The sequence below is a fragment of the Halomicrobium urmianum genome (genome assembly GCF_020217425.1).
Lineage (GTDB): Archaea > Halobacteriota > Halobacteria > Halobacteriales > Haloarculaceae > Halomicrobium > Halomicrobium urmianum.
Genome location: NZ_CP084090.1, coordinates 894,673 through 915,303 on the forward strand (window position 1 = coordinate 894,673; position 20,631 = coordinate 915,303).

The following is a 20,631-nucleotide window of genomic DNA, read 5'->3' on the forward strand; positions in this document are numbered from 1 at the left end:
CGCCGTGCCGACGAGAGGCGGGCAGTGAACGGCTACTCCTCGGCGGTGTGAGTCCGCTCGTGGCCGAACGGCTCGTAGCGTTCGCCGCCGCCCTCGTAGAACTTGCCGAAGAACTCGACGTACTCCAGGCGGACGGCCTGCAGGCCGGCCGAAGTGATGCCGAGGACGAGCACCAGCAGGTGCCCGATCACCAGCACCAGGAGCCCGACCAGGCCGCCGAGCACGAGCCCGACCGCACCGTCGGCGTTCAGGAGGCCGCTGAAGATGACAGCGGCCTCTTCGGTGTGGGGCATTCCGTTGAAGAAGATGAGGTGGAACTCACCACCCTCCGAGTACGCGCCGAACACCAGCAGGTTCACCGCCAGCGCCATCCCGGCCTTCGCCAGCGTGACGGCCGCGATCCGGGTGTAGGAGACGACGTGGCCGAAGCCCTGGGTGATCGACTCGATGAGCCCGATCCCGCCCTCGGCGTAGACGACGAGCGCGAGACCGACCAGCGTCACCAGCAGCTGGAGCGAGATCGGCCCGACCGCGATGGGGTCGAAGCCGTTGAAGCCCAGCGGGATTGCGACGTGCTCGATGGCCTCGTTGGTCGCGGGATTGGTCATCCCCTCGCGAGCGAAGCTCGAGAACAGGAACGGCGGCTTCGCCGACATGGCGGTGGTCGTCAGGACCCACCACCAGATGCCGAGCGTCAGGATGATCCACGAGCCGCTCTCGAGGAACGCCTCGCCAGCCCCGTGTTCGAGGTTGTTCACGAAGTCGATGACCCGACCGATCACGAGGTGCGCGACGCCGGCGAAGACGCTCAGCAGCAGCCACGCCTTCGCGTAGTAGATGTAGTGCGGCTGCAGGCCCTTGTGGATCGGCGGCCCGTGCATGCCGAACAGCTGGCCGACGACGCCGGCGCTCTCCTCGGTGCCCCAGACGACGTATCCGAGCTGGTGGAGACCGAAGAGCTCGCCGTAGAGGACGCCGAACAGCGCCGTGAAGCCGCCGGCCCACAGGCCGACGCCGCCGAGGCTCTTGACGACGTCGCTGTCGAAGGACTTCATCAGCCAGTAGCCGATCCCCATGTACAGCAGCCCGTAACCGAGATCGCCGATCATGAACCCGAAGAACAGCGGGAAGGTCAGGAAGACCAGGAACGTCGGATCGATCTCGGTGTACTGCGGGCGGTTGATGACCTCGACCAGCGCCTCGAAGGGCCTGACGCCGCCGGGGTTGTCCTGAACCGTGGGCGGCTCGTCGTCGCCCATCGTGATCAGGCCGCCGGCGCTGGTGACCCGGCCGCCGTCGGGGGCCGCCTCGCGGGGCTCGGCCTCCTCGTCCTCGTCGGCGGTCGGGCCGGCCGCCTCGGCCGCCTCGGGCTCGCCGTAGTCGGTCGTGACCTCGGAACCGGCCTCGGGGATCGGCTCGGTCTCCTCGTGGTGGCCCTCGTCGTAGTCGGCCCGCTCGAGCTCCTCGACCTCGACGCTGTCGCCGGCCGCTGCGGCCAGTTCGGACTGGAACCGGTCGTAGCGCTCAGTGGGGATCCATCCCTCGGCGACGAAGGCGTTGTCGGTGGTCGCGAAGGTCAGCGGCGCCTCGCGCTTCTGGACCTCGATGGTCAGCGTCTCCTCGGCGGCCAGCAGGAACCCGGACACGTCCGTCCGGAGGTCCTCCAGTTCGCCCTCGACGTCGTCGAGGTCGGACTGGAGCTGTTGACGCCGGTGTTCGAGCTCCTCGCGGTACTCCTCGGGATCGACGTCGCCCTCGGGGACCTCGAGTTCGGTGAAGGTCGTGCCGACGAGCGCGTCCTGGAGGTCGTCCTCGTCGGCCCGCGCGAAGGCGGCGAGGACGCCGTCCTCGGCGAAGACCTCGTAGTCGTCGACGTCGCTGGCGGCGAGTTGCTCGCGGACCCCGTCGGCGTCGCCCTCGCCGACGGCCACGGACAGGGTGTCGTAGCCCTTCAGGAGGTCCAGATCGATGCCCAGCCGGACGTACGGGTCGAGCGTGTCGATCTCGTCCTCGACCTCGCGCAGTTCGTCTCGCAGCTCCTCGCGGCGGTCGTCGAGGTCGTTCACTTCACGGCGGATCTGGTCGAGTTCCTCGTCGAGGGCCTCCTCGGTGACCAGCTGCGTCGGGCCGGCGTCCTCCTCGTCGACGTCGAGGATCGACTGGAGCGACCGGACGGTCACCAGTTTCTCGGAAGCGGACTCGGCGCCCTCTATCGGGTCGCCGGGCTCGAACCCCTCCCAGGAGCCGTCGTACTCGGTGACGTGCAACAGTCGGAGGTCGTGGACGGCCTCGATGACCTCGTCTATGACCCGCTTGGATCCCGTCACCGAGACCCGGCTCATCTGCTCAGGTCTGAGCATGTACCGCCTCCTCGAACAGGTCCGTGACGTGGTCGATCACGTCGTCGATGCTCTCCTGGGCCTGGGCCTCGAGCTCCTCGCGGGCCTGCTGGCCCTCGGCGAGGATCTCCTCGCGCTCGGCCTCGATCTCCTCGCGTGCCTGATCGAGACGCTGTTCGGCCTCCTGCGCTGCCTCTTCGCGTGCCTGCTCGCGGATCTCGTCGGCCTCCTCGCGGGCCTCCTCGATGCGCCCGTCGGCCTCCTGCTCGGCCTCGGCGACGATCTCGTCGGCCTCCTGTTCGGCCTCCTTGATCCGGTCGAGAACTTCTGGCCGTGGCATTCTCTAATCGTGGGAACGTTGCTAGAGTGGCTATTTGGTAGTTGCGAAGTTGGGGCGTCGCGACCGACGGGAGCGACGCCGAAATGCGAGCGGGAGCGAACGGAGTGAGACGTGAGTCGGGGCCGCGCAGGACGCGGTCGGGACGAGACCGGGGCCATTATGTCCGCATGGCCGCAACGTCGGGCCAATGGGAGTCCTCGAGGACAAGGACCGCGCGCGGACGTTCTACAAGTACCTCTCGAAGGTGTACGACAGGATCAACCCGTTCATCTGGAACGAGGAGATGCGCGACGAGGCGATCGGCATGCTGGACCTCGGGCCCGACGACCACGTGCTGGACGTGGGCTGTGGCACCGGGTTCGCCACGGAGGGACTCCTCGAGGAGACGGAACACGTCCACGGGCTCGACCAGAGCGCCCACCAGCTGGACCGGGCGGTCCGGAAGTTCGGTCGGCGCGGGCCGGTCCGGTTCTACCGGGGCGACGCCGAGCGGCTCCCGTTCCAGGACGATTCCTTCGACGTGGTGTGGTCGTCGGGCTCGATCGAGTACTGGCCGAACCCGGTCGACGCCCTCGAGGAGTGTCGCCGGGTCGTGCGCCCGGGCGGGCAGGTGCTGATCGTCGGCCCGGACTACCCCAAGCAGACGATCTTCCAGAAGCTCGCGGACGCGATCATGCTCTTTTACGACGAGGAGGAGGCCGACCGGATGTTTCGCGAGGCCGGCTTCCGGGAGTTCGAACACAGGATCCTCCAGCGACGCCCGGGCAGTCCGCGCGCCATCACCACCGTCGCTCGCGTGCCCGAGGAGTAGAGCCTACCGGGCTCGGGCGGTCGCGACGGCGACCGTGGTTCCGTCGCGAGCGAGCCGCACGGTCACCTCGTCACCGGAATCGATCAGGGGCTCGTTCGTGGACGCCAGCCGCAGCGTCGCCCGCTCGCCGGCCGCCCACCGATCCGGCGCGGCGCGGTTGAACGGACCGGTGGGACCGCTCCGGAAGCCGCGCGCCGCGAAGAAGGGTACCGGCGGCTGGCGAGCGAGCGGATCGCCGCCGACCATGACGGTCACGGAGAGTCGAGAGGCGTTCAGAACGGCGCCGCCGCGATGGACGAGCGCGATACGATCGGGACCCTCGTCCGCCGACAGCGACACGGACGCCGACGCCGGCTCGGCCGGGGGCTGGAACGCCAGCGCGGCCGTCGCAATCCCGACCGCGAGGAGAGTGGTCACGGCCACGAGCGTGCAGGCGGCGACGACCGGTGCGACGGCGCGGCTCCGGGCCATGGCGGGCCTGGCGCGCCATCACTGAAAACCCTAGGGCGGCAGGCGATCAGTCACCCGGCGGCCGTCGTCGGTGACGACGATCACGGGGACGCCCGCCCGGGGATCGACCGTCCAGAGCTCGCCGTCGGGACCGGTGTGACCGACCGGGTCGCCGTTGAGCGCGACGGTGCTCCCGACGGGCTCGCCCGTCGCCGCGTCGGTCACGTTGACGCGCATCGGCCCGGTCTGGTAGGTGCGCTCGACCTCGACGCTGACCGACTGGTTCTCGAACCGGAGCGTGTCCGAGACCGGCACGTCGTCGACGCGCTGGCGCTGGTGCTCGCGGAACACGTCCGTCGTCCCGCCGTCGAGGTACGCCCGGAGCTGGCCGCCGTCGTAGTCCCCGCGGAACAGGTAGATGCTCGTCCCGCCCAGGCCCCGTCCGAAGGGGTTGGTCTCGTTCCGCACCCACGGATACAGTTCGCGGCCGCGCTCGTTGGCGGCGTCGACGACGTACTGGTCGCTCTCGCGGAACTGGTCCGGGGCGCTGGTGTTGCGCTCGCTCCCGAGGTACGTCTCCCGGTGGTACGTGGTGCCGTCGACGACGGCCATCGTGTAGCCGGTCAGTGAGGACTCGACGTACACCGACGGAATCCCCGACGTGCCCGTCGCGGCGTGGGTGAGCCGCTGGCCGACCGGGCCGCTCATCACTACGAGCTCCTCGCTGAGCGTCCGCATTCGGTCGTTCAGTCCGTCGGGCAGCGAGAGTCCGGACCGGGCGACCCGGTCGTCGACGGCCGAGACAGTCGTGCGGAGTTCGCGCGAGCTCGTGTCGATACGCGCCATCGTCCGGACGAACTGATCGGTCGTGATCGTGCCGTTGGAGTGGGCGCCCATCGCCTCGGTGCGCCGCTGCTGGAGGGCGTCGTGACGGCGCTCGGCCGCCCCGATCACCTCGCGGACGGCTCGAACGCGTTCCTCCTCGGACTCGGCCTCGCTGAACGCCCGCCGGAACGCCAGGCGGTCGTAGCGAGCGTCGAAGAGCGCGCCGTCGGCCGCAGCAGCGGTGCTCAGGTCGATTCCGGTCTCGGCCGTCGTCGACGCCCGAACCTCGCCGCTGGGGATCGTCAGGTAGTTCGAGAAGCCCTCCACGGCGGCCACTGCGTGCGGGTGGCCGGGACCGAGTCGCTGATCGCTGGTCGTCGCAGCGCCGACGGGAGCGGTGACGGCGACCGCGACCAGAAGGAGGGCAGTCGCGTAGACCAGGGAGGGGCGCATCACGCGGGCATTTATCGCCGACCTACAAAAGCTTCTCTCTTCCCAAACAGACGATCCGCTGATCGAGACGCGCCGAGACGTTTCAAAACGTGTTGTGACGTTTTATTCGCGGATGGAAAGTGTTTTCCTCTCGGGCGGTTCACGGTGGACTGGAAGATGTCCCTCCGGGCTCGTGCCGCCCTCCCCGCCTTGCTCGCCCTCGCGGTGATCCTGACGTTCGCAGCCAGCGGTGCCCTGGCCGAAGCTGCCGTGGACGAGTCCCCCGCTGTACAGGGCGCCCCGAGCGTCGACCGGACGGTTTTCTTCGTCCAGCTGGAGCCCGACGGCGACGCGACCTGGGAGATCACTCATTACAGCGCCGTGTACGGGACCGACGACCGTGAGGCCTTCGCGGACCTCGCCGAGCGGTACGAGAGCGGCGAACTCGAACTCGCGACGCTCGACGTCGTGCGTCGGGCCGCCGAGGGAGCCGACGAGGCGACCGCCCGGAACATGACGATAACGGACGTCGAGCGGACCAGCGACGCGGACAACGGGACGTTAACGCTCTCGCTGACCTGGCAGAACTTCGCGCGCCAGGACGGCGACGCCTATCAGGTCGGCGACGCGTTCAACACCAGCAACGGGCTGTGGCTGTCCGGTCTCACGGAGGACCAGACGCTGATCATGGCGGTCCCCGACGGGTACGGGATCAGGAGCGCGCCCAAGCGACACCAGGACGGCCGCGTCCGCTGGGAGGGACCGCAGGAGTTCACTGCCGCCGACCTCTCGCTGACCTACATCGGCAACGGCCCGGGCGTGACCACCCCCGGGTCGCCCGGTACGACCAGCCCCCCGGGCGGCACCGACGACCGCAACGCGATCGTGTGGGGCGGGTTCTTCGTGCTCGGCGTCGTCGTCGTCGGCGCGTACGTCCTCTCCCGGCGCGACGGCGGCGTCCCGACGACCGGGCCGCTCGGCGACGCGCCGGAAGGGGAGGCGACGCCGGCCGACGAGGAGGCCGTCGCCGCCGACCCGGACCCGATCGACGACGTCGACGAGGAACTGCTCAGCGACGAGGAGCGCGTCGAGCGCCTGCTGGAGCGCAACGGCGGTCGGATGAAGCAGGCCGACATCGTCAAGGAGACAGACTGGTCCAACGCCAAGGTCTCCCAGCTGCTGTCGTCGATGGAGGAGGAGGACCGGATCGACAAGCTCCGCATCGGCCGCGAGAACCTCATCTCCTTCCCCGACGAGGACCTCACTGACCTCGAGGAGTGACGCGGACCGGATCGTGCCGGGCCCGACGTCGGAAACGTTTATTCGCTGACGGGACTGACCTAACGACATGCGAATTCTCGTCACGGTCGCGGAGGTGGCCGTCGTCGGCGGCGCGTTCGAGATCGACGGGCTGGCCATCCCCGACCGCTTTCTCACCCACGAGTGCAACGAGTGGGACGAGTACGCCCTCGCGGAGGCGGTACGGATCGCCGACGAGGTCGGAGACGTCGAGGTCGTGACGGTGACGATCGGACCGGAGCGGACCGAGGCGGCGATCGATCGGGCGCTGGCCACGGGAGCCGATCGATCGATCCGGATCTGGGACGACGACGTCGCCGCCAAGGATCTGCTCGATCCAGCCACGAAGGCCGACCTGATAGCGCGCGTCGTGCGCGCGGAGGAGCCGGATCTGGTGCTGGCCGGCGCCCAGTCGGCCGACGACGGGTTCGGGGCCACGGGCGTGACGCTGGCCGAGCGCCTCGGCTTCGAGTGGGCCGCCGGCGTCGACGACCTGGAGCTGGACCCGGACGCGGGCGTCGCCCACGTCCGCCGAGAACTGGAGAACGGCGTTCGGGAGCTGACGGACGTGCGACTCCCGGCGGTCCTGACCGTCCAGACCGGGATCACGGAACGTCCCGACGGACGCGACGGTCGAGGGCACCGAGACGGCGACCTGACAGTGCTCGACCTGGACGACCTGGGGCTGGGGCTGGCGGTCGACGGAAACTTCGAGCAGCGGACGCTGAGCGTTCCGGACGAGGAGCGCGAGACGACGCTGTTCGAGGGCGATCCCGGCGAGACGGCGGGCCGGCTCGCCGCCGCGCTCCGCGGGGAAGGGGTCGAGCGATGACAGTGCTGGCGGTGGCGGAGCACCGCCGCGGTGAGCTGCGCGACGTGAGCTTCGAGCTGATCGCGGCCGGGCGAGAACTCGCGATTGAGACCGGGGGCAAGCTTCACGTCGCCGTGATCAACGGGCCGGTCCAGAACTACGCCCGGACGCTGAGCCGCGAGGGCGTCGACGTCGTCCACACCGTCGACCACGGCGCGGAGTTCAACCACGACGTGTACGTCCAGGCGGTCGCCGGGCTGACCGAGGCCGTGGATCCGACCGTGCTCCTGCTGCCGCACACGGCCAACGGCATGGACTACGCGCCGGCCGTCGCCAGCCGTCTGGAGCGGCCGCTGATGACCGACGTCGTCGGCCTCGCCTTCGACGACCTCCTCACGGTCACGCGGGAACTGTACGGCGCCAAAGCGGAGGCGACGGTCCGGATACACGCAGCACGGGCGGCCGTCACGCTCCGCCCAACCGAGTGGCCCCCCGCCGAGTACCGCGGCGACGCGCGGATCGAGCCCTTCGATATCGACGTCGACGAGACCGACGTCCGGTCGAACGTCAACGGCTACGAGGAGATCGGGGGCGACGCGGGCCTCGACGACGCCGACGTCGTCGTCGGGGTCGGTCGCGGCGTCGGGGCCGAGGAGAACCTGGACGAGATCTTCGAGCTGGCCGACGCGATGGACGCCGCGGTCGGCGCCTCCCGCCCCGTGATCGACGCGGGGTGGCTCGGACCGGAGCACCTGATCGGCACCGCCGGCGAGACCATCAGCCCGGAGGTGTACCTGGCCGTCGGCGTCTCCGGGGCCCCGCGGCACGTCGCCGGCGTAAAGGGGGCGGAGACGATCGCCGCCGTCAACGAGGACCCCGCCGCGCCCATCTTCGACGTCGCGGACTACGGCGTCGTCGACGACCTGTTCGAGGTCGTTCCCGCGCTGCTCGCGCAGTTCCGGTAGGGTCCGCCGCCGGGATGGACCGACGGGTGAACGCGCTCGCCGAGCCAGTCCGTCACCTACTTGCCGGCAAACTCCTAACACGCGGCCGATGGAGTACCTGGAACGGCGTCGGAACCTCGTCGAGGACCGCCTCGAGGAGGTGCTCGACGGCGTCGAGCCCGAGACGCTGGCCGAGGAGGTGGGACACGTCGCGCTGGCGGGCGGCAAGCGTGTGCGCCCGACGGTGACGGTCCTGATCTGCGAGGCGCTCGGCGGCGACCCGGAGGACGCCGTCGACTTCGCCGTCGGGATCGAGCTGGTCCACAACGCCTCGCTGGTGATCGACGACATCATCGACGAGTCCGACGTGCGCCGCGGGACGCCCTCGGCGTGGGCGGCCTTCGGCCACGGGCCGGCGATCATCGCCTCGGACGGCCTGCTCGGGGAGGCCTTCGCCCTCTTCTCGACCGACGAGCGGGCGATGCAGGCGGTGGCCGAGTCGATGGTCGAACTGGGCGAGGGCGAGGCGACGGAGCTGGTCGCCGAGCCGACCGACGAGGACGAGTACATGGAGCTGGCTCGCCGGAAGACGGGTGCGCTCTTTCGCGCCGCGGCGGAGCTGGGCGCCATCGCCGCCGACGCCGACCCCCACACGGTCGAGACAGTCGGCGAGTACGCCGAGCGGGTCGGCGTCGCCTTCCAGATGCGCGACGACGTGCTCGACGCGACCGCCGACGCCGAGAAACTGGGCAAGCCCGCCGGCCAGGACGCCGAGATGGACCGGCCCTCGTTCGTCGAGGTGACCGACCTCACCCCGGACGAGGCCAACGACCGGGCCCGCGCCGAGTCCGACGCCGCCCTCGAAGCGCTGGCGACGGTCGACGCCGCCGACTCCCAGGCCACGGAGTACCTCCGGGACCTCGCGGAGTTCGTCGTCGTCCGCGAGCGGTAGCGATTAGCCGTGGAACCGGTAGAGCGACGTCACGTACGGCAACCTGTTGAACATCCAGACGGCGATCGGAAGGGCGACGATCGTGACCGCGAGGCCGACCGCAGGGAGGGCTCGAACTGCGCGCGCGGGAGCCGAACGGAGTGAGGCGACACGCGAGCCGCGAGGCCGGCGGCGACGTTGGCCCACAGCCACGAGAGCCACCAGCCCACGAGCACGAACCACAGCGCGCGGACGAGCAGCGGTCGTCGCGACATGGGCGCGCTCGGCGACGGGGGCGTATACGCTCGCCGTCCCGCGGCGGGCGCGTTCGGCCACCAGCCCGGGCCAAACGCAGTTCTTATGCGGCGGTGTGGACAACCGCGAGGTAATGAGAGTCATCGCGACGGTCGGCCTGCCGGGCAGCGGCAAGGGCGAGGCGGCCAGCGTCGCCGAGGAGCTCGACGTCCCCGTCGTGACGATGGGCGACGTGATCCGCGCGGAGTGTCGCGACCGGGGGCTGGACCCGTCGACCCACCACGGCCAGGTGGCCCAGGCCCTCCGCGAGGAGAACGGTCCCGGGGCCGTCGCCGAGCGCTCGCTGCCGATGATCGAGGAGGCGCTCGACGGAGCGGGCGACGCCGTCCTCGTCGACGGCGTCCGCTCCGACGTCGAGGTCGATCGGTTCGAGGCGGCCTTCGACGACGAGTTCTCGCTGGTGAGCATCGAGGCCCCCTTCGAGGTCCGCCGGGAGCGCCTGAAAGAACGGGGCCGCGACGCCCTCGACGGCGACGGCGAGAGCCTGGAAGAGCGCGACGAGCGGGAACTCGGCTTCGGCATGGGCGAGGCCATGGAGCGGGCGGACGTGACCATCGACAACACCGACTCCCTCGACGCGTTCCGGGCGAAGGTCCGGACGCTGCTGACCGAGGGGATCGAGGCCTTCGGGGAGCAACACCGATGATCTACAGCGTCGACGTCCAGATCACGGCACCGGTCAACGACACGGAGGTCACCGACCGCGTGGCGGACGCGATCCGGAACCTCTTCCCGAACGCCGACCCGGAGTTCGAGCACGGCGAACTCCGTGCGGAGGTCCACGACGTCGAGCACTTCTCGGAGCTGCTCCACCGCTTCGAGATCCTCGACACCGCCCGCGGCGTCTTCTTCGACAACCGACGGGGCGACACCTTCTCGTTCGACCTGAAGAAGCAGGCGGCCTTCCAGGAGCGGGTGAACTTCGCCGTCGGCGACCCCTCCGAGCTCGGCGACATCCACGTCCGCGTGCGCGTGGATGAACCCGACGTGGAGTCCTTCGTCGACTACGTGGCCCCGCCCACCGAAGAGGGCGAGCCGATCGATCGCGCGTAGCGAGTGTCGTCAGGCATGTACCGGCCAACGGCGACGGAACTGGCATGACGACCGCGGTCTGTTTCGACCTCGACGGGACGCTCGTTCAGTACGAGCGACCGTTCCCGGAGTTCGCGCGCGCTGCCCTCTCGGAGCACCTGGAGACGGTGTCCGACGACGCTGCCGACGCGTACAGCGAGGCCTTCTTCGACGCGTTCGAGGCGCTGGAGTCCGATCCCTTCGAGGCCGGGATGCGGGCCGTCCTCGAAGCCGGCGGAACGGGCGGGGACGACGCAGACGTCGCGGCCATGGTCGAGGCGCTCCGCGAACGGGAGTTCGAGAGCGCGAGCGTCTCCGCGGCGGCGCGCGACTGCCTCGACGAGCTGGCGGCCGACGACGACATCCGGCTGGCCCTGGTCACCGACGGCGTCGGCGACTGGCAGCGGGCGAAACTGGAGCGGGTCGGCCTCGCGGACGCGTTCGACGAGGTAATCGTCTCCTACGACGTCGGCGGCCACAAGGCCGACGGGGCGCCCTACGACGCCGTCCGCGAGCGGATCGACGCCGACGAGTACGTCATGGTCGGCGACGACTACGAGGGGGACGTCGAGGCCGCCCGCGAGGCTGGGTTCGTCCCGATCCACTACGAGGACGACGAGAACGACCTGTTCGCGGTCCTGCGGGCGATGCTCTGAGAGGACGGCGAGGGCGGTTCCCTACTCCTCGAAGCCGCTCACGAAGATGGCGACCCACTCGCCGACCTCGCGGCGCCTCGTCACCCGGACCTCGGTGACCCACTTGACCCACTGGAAGCCGCGCCTGTCGGGGGCCACCAGTCGCAGCGGGTAGCCGTGCGCGTGCGAGAGGCGCTCGCCGTCGACGTGCGTCGCGAGCAGGGCGTCGCGGACCTCCTCGACCGGGAGCGACCAGCGATAGCCCGTGACGGAGCGGAACTGCACCCACTGCGCGGCGTCGTCGGGCCCGGCACGGTCGAGCAGGTCGCCCACCCGGAGGCCGCGCCAGTCGTGCTCGGAGTACCAGCCGCTCGTGCAGTCGAGGACGGCGCGCTCGGTGGCAGTCGCGGGGTCGTCGTCCGAGTCGTCGGTCTCCAGATCGTCGACGCCGAACGTCCCCGGGTCGGCCACGCGGCCGCGCACCCGGAGCGCCCACGCGTCGCCGTCAATCGGGTCGGGGTCGTCGGCGACCCAGCTGGTGACCGGGAAGTCGTTGCCCGCGTCGCTGCCGCGCTCGCGCGAGCCGGTGAACCGCCGCGCTGCGCCGGGCGTCGCGAAGAGGTCGTCGACGGCTTCCTGCCCACGCCACGCCAGCCCGGCCGCTCCCACGATGACCGCGTAGGACAGCGCCGAGCGGCGGTCTGGGTCCACTGCCCCCGGCGAGTGGAAGCGATGGCGCAGGTGCCAGACCAGAACCAGCGGCACGAGCGACCCCAGGATCATGTGGACCATCAGCAGTCCCCAGGGACCCCACGGACCGACGGCGAGCGACCCGCCCAGCGCCCACCAGATCCCCGTGCCGAGTGCGCCCAGCGCGAGGGCGGCGAGCAGGACCGAGAGGACTCGCGGCCCCGTCAGGCGGTCCGGCCGGACGCGTCCCGCGACGCGCCGGAGTTTGAGCGCGACGAGGACGAGGAGAGCGAGCCCGCCGACCGCGTGCAAATCGAACACCCACGCGCCGGCGGGGTCGCCGACTGCCAGGCTGTAGAGCCCCGTTCCTGCCACGAGCGCCACGGCCGCCGCCAGGCTCCAGTCGACGAGTCGCGGCGGCGGAATTAGCCTGGCGAGGTGGCTCACGGGCGGTCGTTGGGGCTCGACGCGCTTTGCTCCTCGGGGTTGATTTTCGATCTGTCGTAACTGCGGCTACAGCCACTACGAACAGCCAGAAAGCCCCCGAGCGTTCAATGGTCCGCGGCTCGCTGTGCTCCTCGTCGCTCACTGCGTTCGCTCCTGCGGTGCTTACTTCGCCGGGGACCAGTCGAGCGCTCGGCCCCTTTCAGTCCCGCCTGACGCTGACTGTCCAACCGGCTACGGGCGGGACTGAAAGGGGCGGCGGGCTACGCGAAGGCGGCTGACGCAAGCACCGCAGGGAACGAAGTGACCGAGGAGCGCAGGGAAGCCCCCGAGCGTAGCCCGCCGGGGCTTTCTGGCTGTTCACGTCCACGGTAGCAGAAACGCGACAGCGAGGAGCTAGTACGAGTGCTCCAGAACGAGATCCCCGTCCGCGTCACGGACGAAGGCGGTGTCGCCGTCGTTGTTCCAGACGGCGCCCTCGTCCCAGTAGAACTCGGTTGACGTGTCCTCGCCCGAACCGGAGTAGAGCCGTACGCTGCCGTTCGCGGGCACGGTGGTTCCCTCGGGGAACGTGAACTCGCGGCCGGCCTCGTCGGAGACGGTCCAGCCGCCGACGTCGACGGCGTCGTCGCCCGCGACGAGTGCGACGTACTCGCCGTTAGGGTTCTCGCGGTCGTCGCCGGGCGCGTCGACGCGGACGCGGAGCTGCAGGCCAGCGTGGCCGGTCGGCTCGTCGGCGCAACTCCAGAGTCCGCGCCGCTCGTCCTGGGCGGCGCGTTCGCTCTCGTAGAAGCGATCGGCGAGGGCGAACTCGGTGTCGTAGACGCGGGCGCGGCCGGTCTCGACGAGGCGGTGGTTGGCGTTGCTCCCGTCGACGACGACGTGGGCCAGCAGGCGGTCGTAGCGGTCGCGGCGGTCGGTCAGGGGGTCGACGGCGAGGGTCACGTCGCGGTCGGCGACCAGGTCGGCGAGCGCGGCGGTTGCGTTGTCGGCCGCACGAGCGAGGCACGCGCGGCCGGCGGCCGTGTCGGGGACGCCCTCGAACTCCGCAGAGTACGTCTCGCCCCGCGTCTCCGGCGCGTCGACGCCGACCAGACGGACGGTGTCGGTCTCGCCGCCGGCGCGGACCTCGACCGTGTCGCCGTCGACGACGCGGGTGACCGTGGCTGGCAGGGTGTCCGCGCCGTCGGGGATCGCTCCGTCGGCCGAGTCGCCGCCGTCGACGGCGGGCGTCGGCGTGACCGGTCCGACGGCGCTGCACCCGGCGAGGATCAGGGCGGCGGAGACGAGGGCGACCGCGGACGCCGACTGATGCATGGCCGGCGGTTAGGACCGGGGGGACACAAGCGTGGGGGCCGCGGCGGTCGACCCGGTCCGACCGCAGGCCGGCGGTCGACTCGGCGGGGACAGGTCTAACGTGCCCGCCTCCGTCGTGGCTGACATGATAGTCACCGTTACGGTCGACGACGTCATGCAGAGCCCGGTCGAGTCCGTCGCACCGGAGGCGACGCTTGGGGAGGCCGCGGCGCACATGGACGACCGTCCGATCGGTTCCGTCGTGGTGGTCGAGGACGGCGAGCCCGTGGGGATCCTCACCGAGGCGGACGTCGTCGACGCCTTCGTGTTGGACGCCGACCGCGGCGGCGCGGTCACCGGCCCGATGAGTTCGCCCGTGACCACCATTGAACTGGACACGACCGTCGACGACGCCGCGGCCCTGATGCGGGAGACGGGCGTGTCGAAGCTCCCGGTCGTCGACGACGGTGAACTGGTCGGCATCGTCACCGCAGTCGACCTGTCGTACTACATTCCAGCGCTGATCCACGCGACCGGTGCCGTCGAGCGGTCCGAGCGTCGGCGCGACGTCCGGCCCGACACCGCCTACGAGGACGACGACTGGGCGTTCGAGAGCTACGGGCCCGACGACGAGGTCGTCGAGGTCGGCGACAGCGTCGAGTTCTCGAAGACCATCGACGCCGCCGACGTGGAGGCGTTCGCCGAGGCCAGCGGCGACACGAACCGCCTGCACCTCGACGCCGACTACGCCGCAGAGACGCGGTTCGGCGAGCGCATCGCCCACGGGACGCTCGTGGCGGGGACCATCAGCGCCGCGCTGGCGCGCCTGCCCGGGCTGACCATCTACCTCTCGCAGGAGACGGCCTACCAGGGCCCGGTACCCATCGACGACCGGGTGACCGCCGACTGCGAGGTCGTCGAGGACCTCGGGAAGGACCGCTACCGGCTGACCACGCGGGTCGAGGACGGCGACGGCGAGACGGTCATCGACGGCGACGCGGTCGTGCTGAGCGACCCGGTCCCGGACGTGTAGCGGCCGCCGGTGCGCGGCGTATTTATCCGGTCGGGCCCGTAGCGTGAGACATGACACCGACGGACGAGACCGAGCGGGCGGCCGGGCGGGTGGTGCTGTCCCACCCCTCGAATCTGGGCGAGCACGGCCGGGAGCGCGTCCGACAGGACTACTACCGGCAGTGGCTCCGGACGTCGCGCGAGACGGCCGCGCCGGGCGACGAGTGGGACGAGTTCACCGACGTCGGCTGCTGTGGGAGCCAGATGCGCATCCCGTTCCGGGTGGAGGAAGTCGAGGGCGGCGACCGGATCACCGAGGCGACCGAGATCGAGTTCACCCAGCGGGAGGCCTGCGACCTCGGCCACGGCTGGGCGGTCCAGTACGACGAGTAGCGGGCGGTCTCGCTGGGTGGTAGCAGCGGCGCCCTCACGGCACCAGCAGGATCGCCACGGCCAGCGCGATGAAGACGACCTTCAGCGCCGTGTTGACGGCGATCACCTTCGAGCCGAACTCGGCGCCCCAGATCCCGTACTGGAAGGGGATCGACCGCTTGAACGTGGAGAAGGCGAAGGAGACGATGCCGCCGAGCAGCATCGTGGCGACGGCCTGACGTGGGGTGAACACGCCGTCCTCGATCAGCGGCGCGACGAAGAGCGCGCCGCTGGTGGTGTCGACGGCGAAGACGGCGACGACGGACGGGGCCGCGCCGGGCAGCCCCAGCGGGGCCGTCAGGGGGTCGGCGACGGCCGTCAGCTGCTGGACGTCGTACCGGGCGACGACCAGGGCGACCGCGGTGTAGACGACCGCCAGGCGCGGCAGGATCGAGCGGAGCTTCTCGGCCGTCGACTCGGCGGCCTCGCGGACCTTCTCCCGGGCCGTCGTCTCGCCCCCGTCGGGCGCGTGCGCGTCCACCTCGGCCGCGCGCCCGCGGTCGACGTTCCGGTCCGAGAGGAAGACGGCCCCGGCGAGGAGGCCCACCAGTGTGATCGAAAGCGAGATCGCGGCCCTGGCCCCGACGTACAGCAGCCCCACGCGCAGGCCGAGGATCGGGATCAGGACGGGCGCGTAGAAAGTGAAGATGTGCTGGGCGAAGCCGAAGAACGTGTTGATGGTCACCGCCACGAGCGTGGCGCGGTCGTCCAGCACGCCCGACTTCCGGAACTCGGCGAGCATCCCGTAGCCCGCAGTCGGCGAGGCCGTCGTCGCGAGGATTGCGGTGCCGACCTCCCGTGGCAGGTTGGCGGGGTCGGTCAGGTACCGCGAGAGGGCGGCGATCCGCTCGACGAGGCCGAACGCGACGGCCAGGTTCGCCAGGAACACCCCGGCCGCGACGAAGGCGGCGATGGAGGCGACGCGGGGGACGACGCTGTCGACGAGTACGTCGGTGATCGGTGCCGCGGCGGCCAGCGACTGCACGCGCCTCTCTCGGTCCGAACGGAACTTGGACCCGTCGGTTCGAGCGACGCTACACGAGCAGGCGGAAGGCGGCGAACAGGACGAGCACGCCGAGGACGTCGCAGACGTTGGTGACCACGGGAATGACGACGTCGTCCGGGTCGAGGCGGAACCGGTAGGCGGCGTACGTCGTCGCCACGGTCACCAGCACCGCCAGCACGGCCAGCACGAGGCCGCTGACCGAGGCGACGACGACGATGGTACCGAGGTCCAGCGTCGCCCCGCCGACGACGGACTGCAGCGCCCACGCGGCTGCTCCGACGAGCGGGAACACCGTCAGCGACAGGCCGACGGTGGCCACGGCGTTGCCGGCCATGCGGTCGTCGGTCGGTTCGAAGGAGAGCAGCCCCAGGTGGACCGCGGTGGACAGGCGGGCGGCGAGGACGCTCCCGAGGTTGCCGGCCATGCCGATGGTGACCGGCACGAGCACCAGCAGCGTGGGATAGGTCAGCAGCGTCTCCTCGAAGGTCTCCAGCACGAGGCCGCTGACCAGTTCGATGGCGGTCAGGACGACCAGGATCGGCAGCATGGTCCGCATGATCCCGCGGACCGACCAGGTCGAGAGGTCGCCGGCCACGCTAGCCACCTCCCAGGGCGAGCACGACGCGCGTGGCGGCCAGCAGCGTCGCGATGCCCACGACGTCCCCGGTAGTCGTGACCACCGGTCCGGCGAGCGTGTCCGGGTTCAGGCCGCGGCGGTAACCGACGAAGACGACGGAGACGACGGCGACGGTCAACAGGAGGCCGGAGACGAAGCCCGCCAGCAGCGCGATGCCGAGCAGCGTCCAGAAGCCCGCTGCCGGCCGGCCCAGCAGCCAGAGGACCGGAATCGCCAGCACGGCGGCGAAGCCGCTGATCAGGACGCCGTTGGCCAGCGCGGCCGCGACGGCGGCGTTCAGCCGGTCGTTTCCGGCGGTGAACGTCGGTTCGACCAGCCCCTGGTGGAGCGCCGATCCCAGCCGTGCGCCCAGCGATCCGTACACGTTGCCGCGGGTGGCCAAAAGCGCCGGGACGATCACCAGCAGGCCGGCGACGCGCTCCAGTTCCGCCTCCATCCCGCCCAGCATCAGGCCCGCGAAGAGGCCGCCGACCGCGCTGACCGCCAGCACGGGCAGCGTCTCGCGGTAGGCCTCGGCGGCGACCTCGCGGACCGTCATTGACGGGCGAAGGGTCGGCCGCCTCAAAAAAGGACCGTGCCGCGCTCCGACCGCGGCGCGCCGCTCGCAGTCCGGGCGCTCGCCCCTAGAGGACGTCGCCAGCGCTGCAGACGAACACCGGCCGGTCCGTCCCGAGGATTACGCTCTGGGTCACGCTGCCGAACAGGACCTTGCCCGCGGGCGTGCGCTTGCGCCCGGCCACGACGATCATGTCCGCGTCGACGTCGTCGGCTCGCTCCATGATCGCGTCGGCCGGGTCACCGGTCGCGCCCGCGCAGGTCGCCTCGATGCCCGCCTCGTCGAGGGCGTTCCGGGCCCGCTGCACGGAGGGCACTTCCTCGACGGGCACCTCCTCGCCGTCGTCGTCGAAAGCGTGGAGCAGCGTGACGCGGACCGAGTCGTCTTCCAGCGGCAGGTCGGTGATCGCGTCCGCGGCCGCCGCGGCCCGCTCTTCGCTCGTGTCTATCCCCGCGACGATCTGGTACATGTCCCCGGGTACGGCGACCGGGGCCTTAACTGTGGTTCGGCCGGGGCCGGCACTCGGCGTAGTCCAGCCGAACGCGCTGCCCTTCGCGGCAATTCCGGCCGCTTCCGGCAGCTTTCGCGGCTGTCGAAGTGTGAACATGCCCCGAACAAGCATCTTTCTACTACGTTATTGTGAAAACAAGAGGTAGTGTTTTGCCATTTCATGCCAAACCAAGCCGCCGTAGCATCATGAACGATAGTGATAGAGTCGAGGCAGAGAGCGAACCGCGTGAGTACCGCACTGACGGCGGGACAGCGACGGCCCGGGAACGATCGGTCAACTATCTCGACGCCGAGGTGAACATCTTCAAGCCGTCGACCCCGTTCATGCGGGACCACCTGCGGATCATCTGGACCGGATTCGTGGCGTGGGCGTTGATCGTCTTCGGTCCGGTGACGCTGACGGCCGTCGCGCCGGACGCGATGTCGACCCAGCTGCCCGTACTCGGGTTCCCGCTGCACTACTTCCTGATCGCGATCGGAGCGCCGGGGGGGTCGCTCGTACTCGCGTTCTGGTACGCCCGCCAGCGCGACCAGCTCGACGAGGAGTACGGTATCGATCACACCGTGACCGGGAGCACCGCCGACGAGGAGGCCGTAGCGGCCGACGGAGGGGCTGACGCATGATCGACACGCTACTCCAGGGAGGGCTCCTCCCCGAGGGGCTTGACGTCTCGTTCAAGCTCCTGCCGGCGATCCTGGTGCTGTCGATGCTGGCGCTGTTCCTGGTGATCGGGTACGTGTTCCGCGTGGCCGACACCGAGGGCATGTGGGTCGCCGGTCGCTCGATCGGCAACGTCGAGAACGGCATGGCGATCGGCGCCAACTGGATGTCGGCCGCCTCCTATCTGGGAATGGCAGCGCTGATCGCCCTCTCGGGGATCTACGGGCTGGCGTTTGTCGTCGGCTGGTCGACGGGCTACTTCATCCTGCTGATCTTCATGGCCGCGCAGATGCGGCGGTTCGGCAAGTACACGGCGCCCGACTTCGTCGGCGACCGGTTCAACTCGGACACCGCCCGCGCCATCGCCGCGGTCACCACGTTCCTGATCGGCTTCGTGTACGCCATCGGGCAGGCCCGCGGCATGGGCCTGGTGGGGCTGTACATCTTCGGCGACATCGGCATCCCCGGCCTGAGCGGCTACCAGTCGATGGTCGTCTTCATGATGGCGATCACCGTCGGCTACCTGACGCTCTCCGGGATGATGGGGGCGACGAAGAACATGGCCGTCCAGTACGTGATCCTCATCGTCGCGTTCCTCGTCGGCCTGTACGCGGTCGGCTGGACGCAGGGGTACTCGACGGTGCTCCCGCAGATCGAGTACGGACAACTGATCAGCGAACTCAGCCGCGAGTTCAGCGCGCCGTTCGTCAACCAGAGCTACTACCTGTGGATCGCGACGGCGTTCTCGCTCGTCGTCGGTACCTGCGGCCTCCCGCACGTGCTGGTCCGGTTCTACACGGTCGAGAACGAGCGGACCGCCCGCTGGTCGACCGTCTGGGGGCTCGGGTTCATCCTCCTGCTGTACCTCAGCGCTCCGGCGTTCGCCGCGTTCGGGACCGACCTCTTCGCCAACAACGTCGGTCCCGTCTACGGCGAGGGCGGGATGTCGAGCGCGGCCGGTGACGTGATCGTCGTGCTGGCGGCCCAGCTGTCCAATCTGCCCCAGTGGTTCGTCGGGTTCGTGGCCGCCGGCGGCATCGCCGCTGCGATCGCCACCACGGCGGGCCTGTTCATCACCGGTTCGTCGGCCATCGCCCACGACATCTACACGAACATCATCAACCCCGAGGCGACCCAGCGCGAGCAGGTGCTCGTCGGTCGCCTGAGCATCATCGCGCTCGGTGTCATCACGACGCTGGCAGCGCTGGACCCGGCGGCACCCATCGCCGCGCTGGTGTCCTACGCGTTCTCGCTCGCCGGCGCCGTCCTGTTCCCCATGTTCTTCCTCGGCCTGTGGTGGGAGAACACGAACCGCCAGGGCGCGCTGGCCGGCATGACCACCGGCCTCGTCATCTGGTTCATCCCGATGCTCAACGAGGTGGCCCCGAACTACGGGCTGTTCACCGGGATGGCCGGCGAAGCCGGCGTCATCTCGCCCGCGCTCGCCCAGTGGCTCCCGGCAGTCGGCTCGGCGCTGGTGGCCACTCCCATCGTCTTCCTCGTCACCATCGCCGTCTCGCTGATGACTGCCGAACCGGACCTGAAGACCAAGCGGATGGTCCGCCAGTGTCACAGCCCGGAGCCGATGGGTCAACAGCAGACCGCCGAAGACGTCGTGACCACCGACGGGGGCGAGACCCCCGCGGACGACTGAACCATGTACGACAACATTCTCGTTCCGACGGACGGCAGCGACACGGCCCGCGCGGCGGTCGACCACGCGGTCGACCTCGCGGGCAAGTACGACGCGACGGTCCACGCACTGTACGTCGTGGACGTCAACGCGACCAACTACTCGCTGGGCACGGAACAGGTCGACCGGATCCGGCAGGGCCGGCTCAACGAGATGACGGAGGTCCGCGAGGACGCCGACGAGGCGACCGGCTACGTCGCCGACGCCGCCGCCGACCACGGCGTCGACGTCGTCGAGCACGTCACCGCCGGCGAACCCGCCCGGGCGATCCGGAACTTCGTCAGGGACAACGACATCGACCTCGTCGTGATGGGGAGCCACGGCCGCTCGGGCCTCTCGCGGGTCGTCCTCGGCAGCGTCGCCGAGACGGTCCTCCGGCGGACCCACGTGCCCGTCCTCGTGGTCGACGTCCACGGCGAGACCGAATCGCCCGTCGTCGAGGACGAGGAGGGCGCGCAGTCGTGATCCCCGGCCGACGCTCCGCGGCGTCGG

The 20,631-nt window shown here is 70.2% G+C and carries 23 protein-coding genes and 1 pseudogene; 13 read left to right on the forward strand and 11 right to left on the reverse strand.

All coding sequences use genetic code 11. From position 1 onward, the window contains the following. Window positions 1-32 precede the first annotated feature (32 nt). Window positions 33-2,360: a V-type ATPase 116kDa subunit family protein gene (locus LCY71_RS04480; RefSeq protein ID WP_225335174.1), complete on the reverse strand. Its 2,328-nt coding sequence runs from the start codon at window positions 2,358-2,360 to the stop codon at window positions 33-35. Next, a complete protein-coding gene (ahaH, locus tag LCY71_RS04485; RefSeq protein WP_225335175.1) occupies window positions 2,347-2,679 on the reverse strand; it encodes an ATP synthase archaeal subunit H in 333 nt (110 codons plus the stop codon). Before ahaH ends, LCY71_RS04480 begins: the two co-directional genes overlap by 14 nt. A 187-nt stretch (window positions 2,680-2,866) precedes the next feature. Here ahaH and LCY71_RS04490 point away from each other — a divergent pair, with 187 nt between their 5' ends. Then, a complete protein-coding gene (locus LCY71_RS04490) occupies window positions 2,867-3,490 on the forward strand; it encodes a methyltransferase domain-containing protein (RefSeq protein WP_225335176.1) in 624 nt (207 codons plus the stop codon). 3 nt (window positions 3,491-3,493) lie between these two features. Here LCY71_RS04490 and LCY71_RS04495 read toward each other — a convergent pair whose 3' ends face one another. Beyond that, window positions 3,494-3,961: a type IV pilin domain-containing protein gene (locus LCY71_RS04495; RefSeq protein WP_225335177.1), complete on the reverse strand. Its 468-nt coding sequence runs from the start codon at window positions 3,959-3,961 to the stop codon at window positions 3,494-3,496. 30 nt (window positions 3,962-3,991) lie between these two features. Then, the gene (locus LCY71_RS04500; protein ID WP_225335178.1) at window positions 3,992-5,218 is read right to left on the reverse strand and encodes a DUF7096 domain-containing protein; all 1,227 of its coding nucleotides are present in this window, start codon (window positions 5,216-5,218) and stop codon (window positions 3,992-3,994) included. A gap of 156 nt (window positions 5,219-5,374) precedes the next feature. Here LCY71_RS04500 and LCY71_RS04505 point away from each other — a divergent pair, with 156 nt between their 5' ends. The 4 genes from LCY71_RS04505 to LCY71_RS04520 all read left to right on the forward strand — a co-directional run bounded on the left by LCY71_RS04505 (window position 5,375) and on the right by LCY71_RS04520 (window position 9,203). Next, the gene (locus LCY71_RS04505) at window positions 5,375-6,478 is read left to right on the forward strand and encodes a helix-turn-helix transcriptional regulator (protein WP_225335179.1); all 1,104 of its coding nucleotides are present in this window, start codon (window positions 5,375-5,377) and stop codon (window positions 6,476-6,478) included. A 67-nt stretch (window positions 6,479-6,545) separates the two neighbouring features. After that, a complete protein-coding gene (locus tag LCY71_RS04510) occupies window positions 6,546-7,328 on the forward strand; it encodes an electron transfer flavoprotein subunit beta/FixA family protein (protein WP_225335180.1) in 783 nt (260 codons plus the stop codon). Then, window positions 7,325-8,272: an electron transfer flavoprotein subunit alpha/FixB family protein gene (locus LCY71_RS04515; RefSeq protein ID WP_225335181.1), complete on the forward strand. Its 948-nt coding sequence runs from the start codon at window positions 7,325-7,327 to the stop codon at window positions 8,270-8,272. The genes LCY71_RS04510 and LCY71_RS04515 overlap by 4 nt, the downstream gene beginning before the upstream one ends. 88 nt (window positions 8,273-8,360) lie before the next feature. Beyond that, window positions 8,361-9,203 carry a polyprenyl synthetase family protein gene (locus tag LCY71_RS04520; RefSeq protein ID WP_225335182.1) on the forward strand — a complete coding sequence of 281 codons (843 nt, stop codon included), beginning with the start codon at window positions 8,361-8,363 and terminating at the stop codon, window positions 9,201-9,203. 3 nt (window positions 9,204-9,206) lie between these two features. Here LCY71_RS04520 and LCY71_RS21640 read toward each other — a convergent pair. After that, window positions 9,207-9,469, reverse strand: a pseudogene (locus tag LCY71_RS21640) (hypothetical protein); the annotation flags it as partial. Window positions 9,470-9,570: 101 nt separating this feature from the next. On the opposite strand from LCY71_RS21640, the gene LCY71_RS04525 reads away from it, so the two are divergent. Genes LCY71_RS04525 through LCY71_RS04535 form a run of 3 tightly spaced genes read left to right on the forward strand, consistent with a single transcriptional unit; the run spans window position 9,571 to window position 11,224 of the window. Beyond that, the gene (locus tag LCY71_RS04525) at window positions 9,571-10,143 is read left to right on the forward strand and encodes an AAA family ATPase (RefSeq protein ID WP_225335183.1); all 573 of its coding nucleotides are present in this window, start codon (window positions 9,571-9,573) and stop codon (window positions 10,141-10,143) included. Continuing rightward, window positions 10,140-10,550: an RNA-binding domain-containing protein gene (locus tag LCY71_RS04530; RefSeq protein WP_225335184.1), complete on the forward strand. Its 411-nt coding sequence runs from the start codon at window positions 10,140-10,142 to the stop codon at window positions 10,548-10,550. The genes LCY71_RS04525 and LCY71_RS04530 overlap by 4 nt, the downstream gene beginning before the upstream one ends. Before the next feature lie 44 nt (window positions 10,551-10,594). After that, window positions 10,595-11,224, forward strand: coding sequence for an HAD family hydrolase (locus tag LCY71_RS04535; protein ID WP_225335185.1), 630 nt, complete (start codon window positions 10,595-10,597; stop codon window positions 11,222-11,224). A 21-nt stretch (window positions 11,225-11,245) separates the two neighbouring features. Here the strand turns inward: LCY71_RS04535 and LCY71_RS04540 are convergent, their stop codons facing one another. Continuing rightward, window positions 11,246-12,340: a molybdopterin-dependent oxidoreductase gene (locus tag LCY71_RS04540; protein ID WP_225335186.1), complete on the reverse strand. Its 1,095-nt coding sequence runs from the start codon at window positions 12,338-12,340 to the stop codon at window positions 11,246-11,248. A 393-nt stretch (window positions 12,341-12,733) separates the two neighbouring features. Then, on the reverse strand, window positions 12,734-13,654 hold the full coding sequence (locus tag LCY71_RS04545) for a thermonuclease family protein (RefSeq protein WP_225335187.1): 921 nt from the start codon (window positions 13,652-13,654) through the stop codon (window positions 12,734-12,736). Between the two features lie 124 nt (window positions 13,655-13,778). Here LCY71_RS04545 and LCY71_RS04550 point away from each other — a divergent pair, with 124 nt between their 5' ends. Together LCY71_RS04550 and LCY71_RS04555 are read left to right on the forward strand one after the other, a co-directional pair. After that, entirely contained in the window at window positions 13,779-14,666 is an 888-nt protein-coding gene (locus LCY71_RS04550; protein ID WP_225335188.1) for a CBS domain-containing protein, read from the forward strand. A 50-nt stretch (window positions 14,667-14,716) separates the two neighbouring features. After that, window positions 14,717-15,037 carry a DUF7968 family protein gene (locus tag LCY71_RS04555; protein ID WP_225335189.1) on the forward strand — a complete coding sequence of 107 codons (321 nt, stop codon included), beginning with the start codon at window positions 14,717-14,719 and terminating at the stop codon, window positions 15,035-15,037. A 34-nt stretch (window positions 15,038-15,071) separates the two neighbouring features. Here the strand turns inward: LCY71_RS04555 and LCY71_RS04560 are convergent, their stop codons facing one another. The 4 genes from LCY71_RS04560 to LCY71_RS04575 all read right to left on the reverse strand — a co-directional run bounded on the left by LCY71_RS04560 (window position 15,072) and on the right by LCY71_RS04575 (window position 17,744). After that, a complete protein-coding gene (locus LCY71_RS04560; RefSeq protein WP_373325149.1) occupies window positions 15,072-16,052 on the reverse strand; it encodes a nucleoside recognition protein in 981 nt (326 codons plus the stop codon). Between the two features lie 58 nt (window positions 16,053-16,110). After that, on the reverse strand, window positions 16,111-16,638 hold the full coding sequence (locus tag LCY71_RS04565; RefSeq protein ID WP_225335876.1) for a magnesium transporter: 528 nt from the start codon (window positions 16,636-16,638) through the stop codon (window positions 16,111-16,113). Between the two features lie 40 nt (window positions 16,639-16,678). Continuing rightward, a complete protein-coding gene (locus LCY71_RS04570; RefSeq protein WP_225335190.1) occupies window positions 16,679-17,257 on the reverse strand; it encodes a magnesium transporter in 579 nt (192 codons plus the stop codon). 85 nt (window positions 17,258-17,342) lie between these two features. Beyond that, window positions 17,343-17,744, reverse strand: coding sequence for a universal stress protein (locus tag LCY71_RS04575; RefSeq protein ID WP_225335191.1), 402 nt, complete (start codon window positions 17,742-17,744; stop codon window positions 17,343-17,345). A 227-nt stretch (window positions 17,745-17,971) separates the two neighbouring features. Here LCY71_RS04575 and LCY71_RS04580 point away from each other — a divergent pair, with 227 nt between their 5' ends. Genes LCY71_RS04580 through LCY71_RS04590 form a run of 3 tightly spaced genes read left to right on the forward strand, consistent with a single transcriptional unit; the run spans window position 17,972 to window position 20,604 of the window. Then, a complete protein-coding gene (locus tag LCY71_RS04580) occupies window positions 17,972-18,409 on the forward strand; it encodes a DUF4212 domain-containing protein (RefSeq protein WP_225335192.1) in 438 nt (145 codons plus the stop codon). Continuing rightward, entirely contained in the window at window positions 18,406-20,100 is a 1,695-nt protein-coding gene (locus tag LCY71_RS04585) for a sodium:solute symporter family transporter (protein WP_225335193.1), read from the forward strand. The genes LCY71_RS04580 and LCY71_RS04585 overlap by 4 nt, the downstream gene beginning before the upstream one ends. A gap of 3 nt (window positions 20,101-20,103) precedes the next feature. Next, the gene (locus LCY71_RS04590) at window positions 20,104-20,604 is read left to right on the forward strand and encodes a universal stress protein (RefSeq protein ID WP_225335194.1); all 501 of its coding nucleotides are present in this window, start codon (window positions 20,104-20,106) and stop codon (window positions 20,602-20,604) included. The last annotated feature ends 27 nt before the right edge of the window (window positions 20,605-20,631 follow it).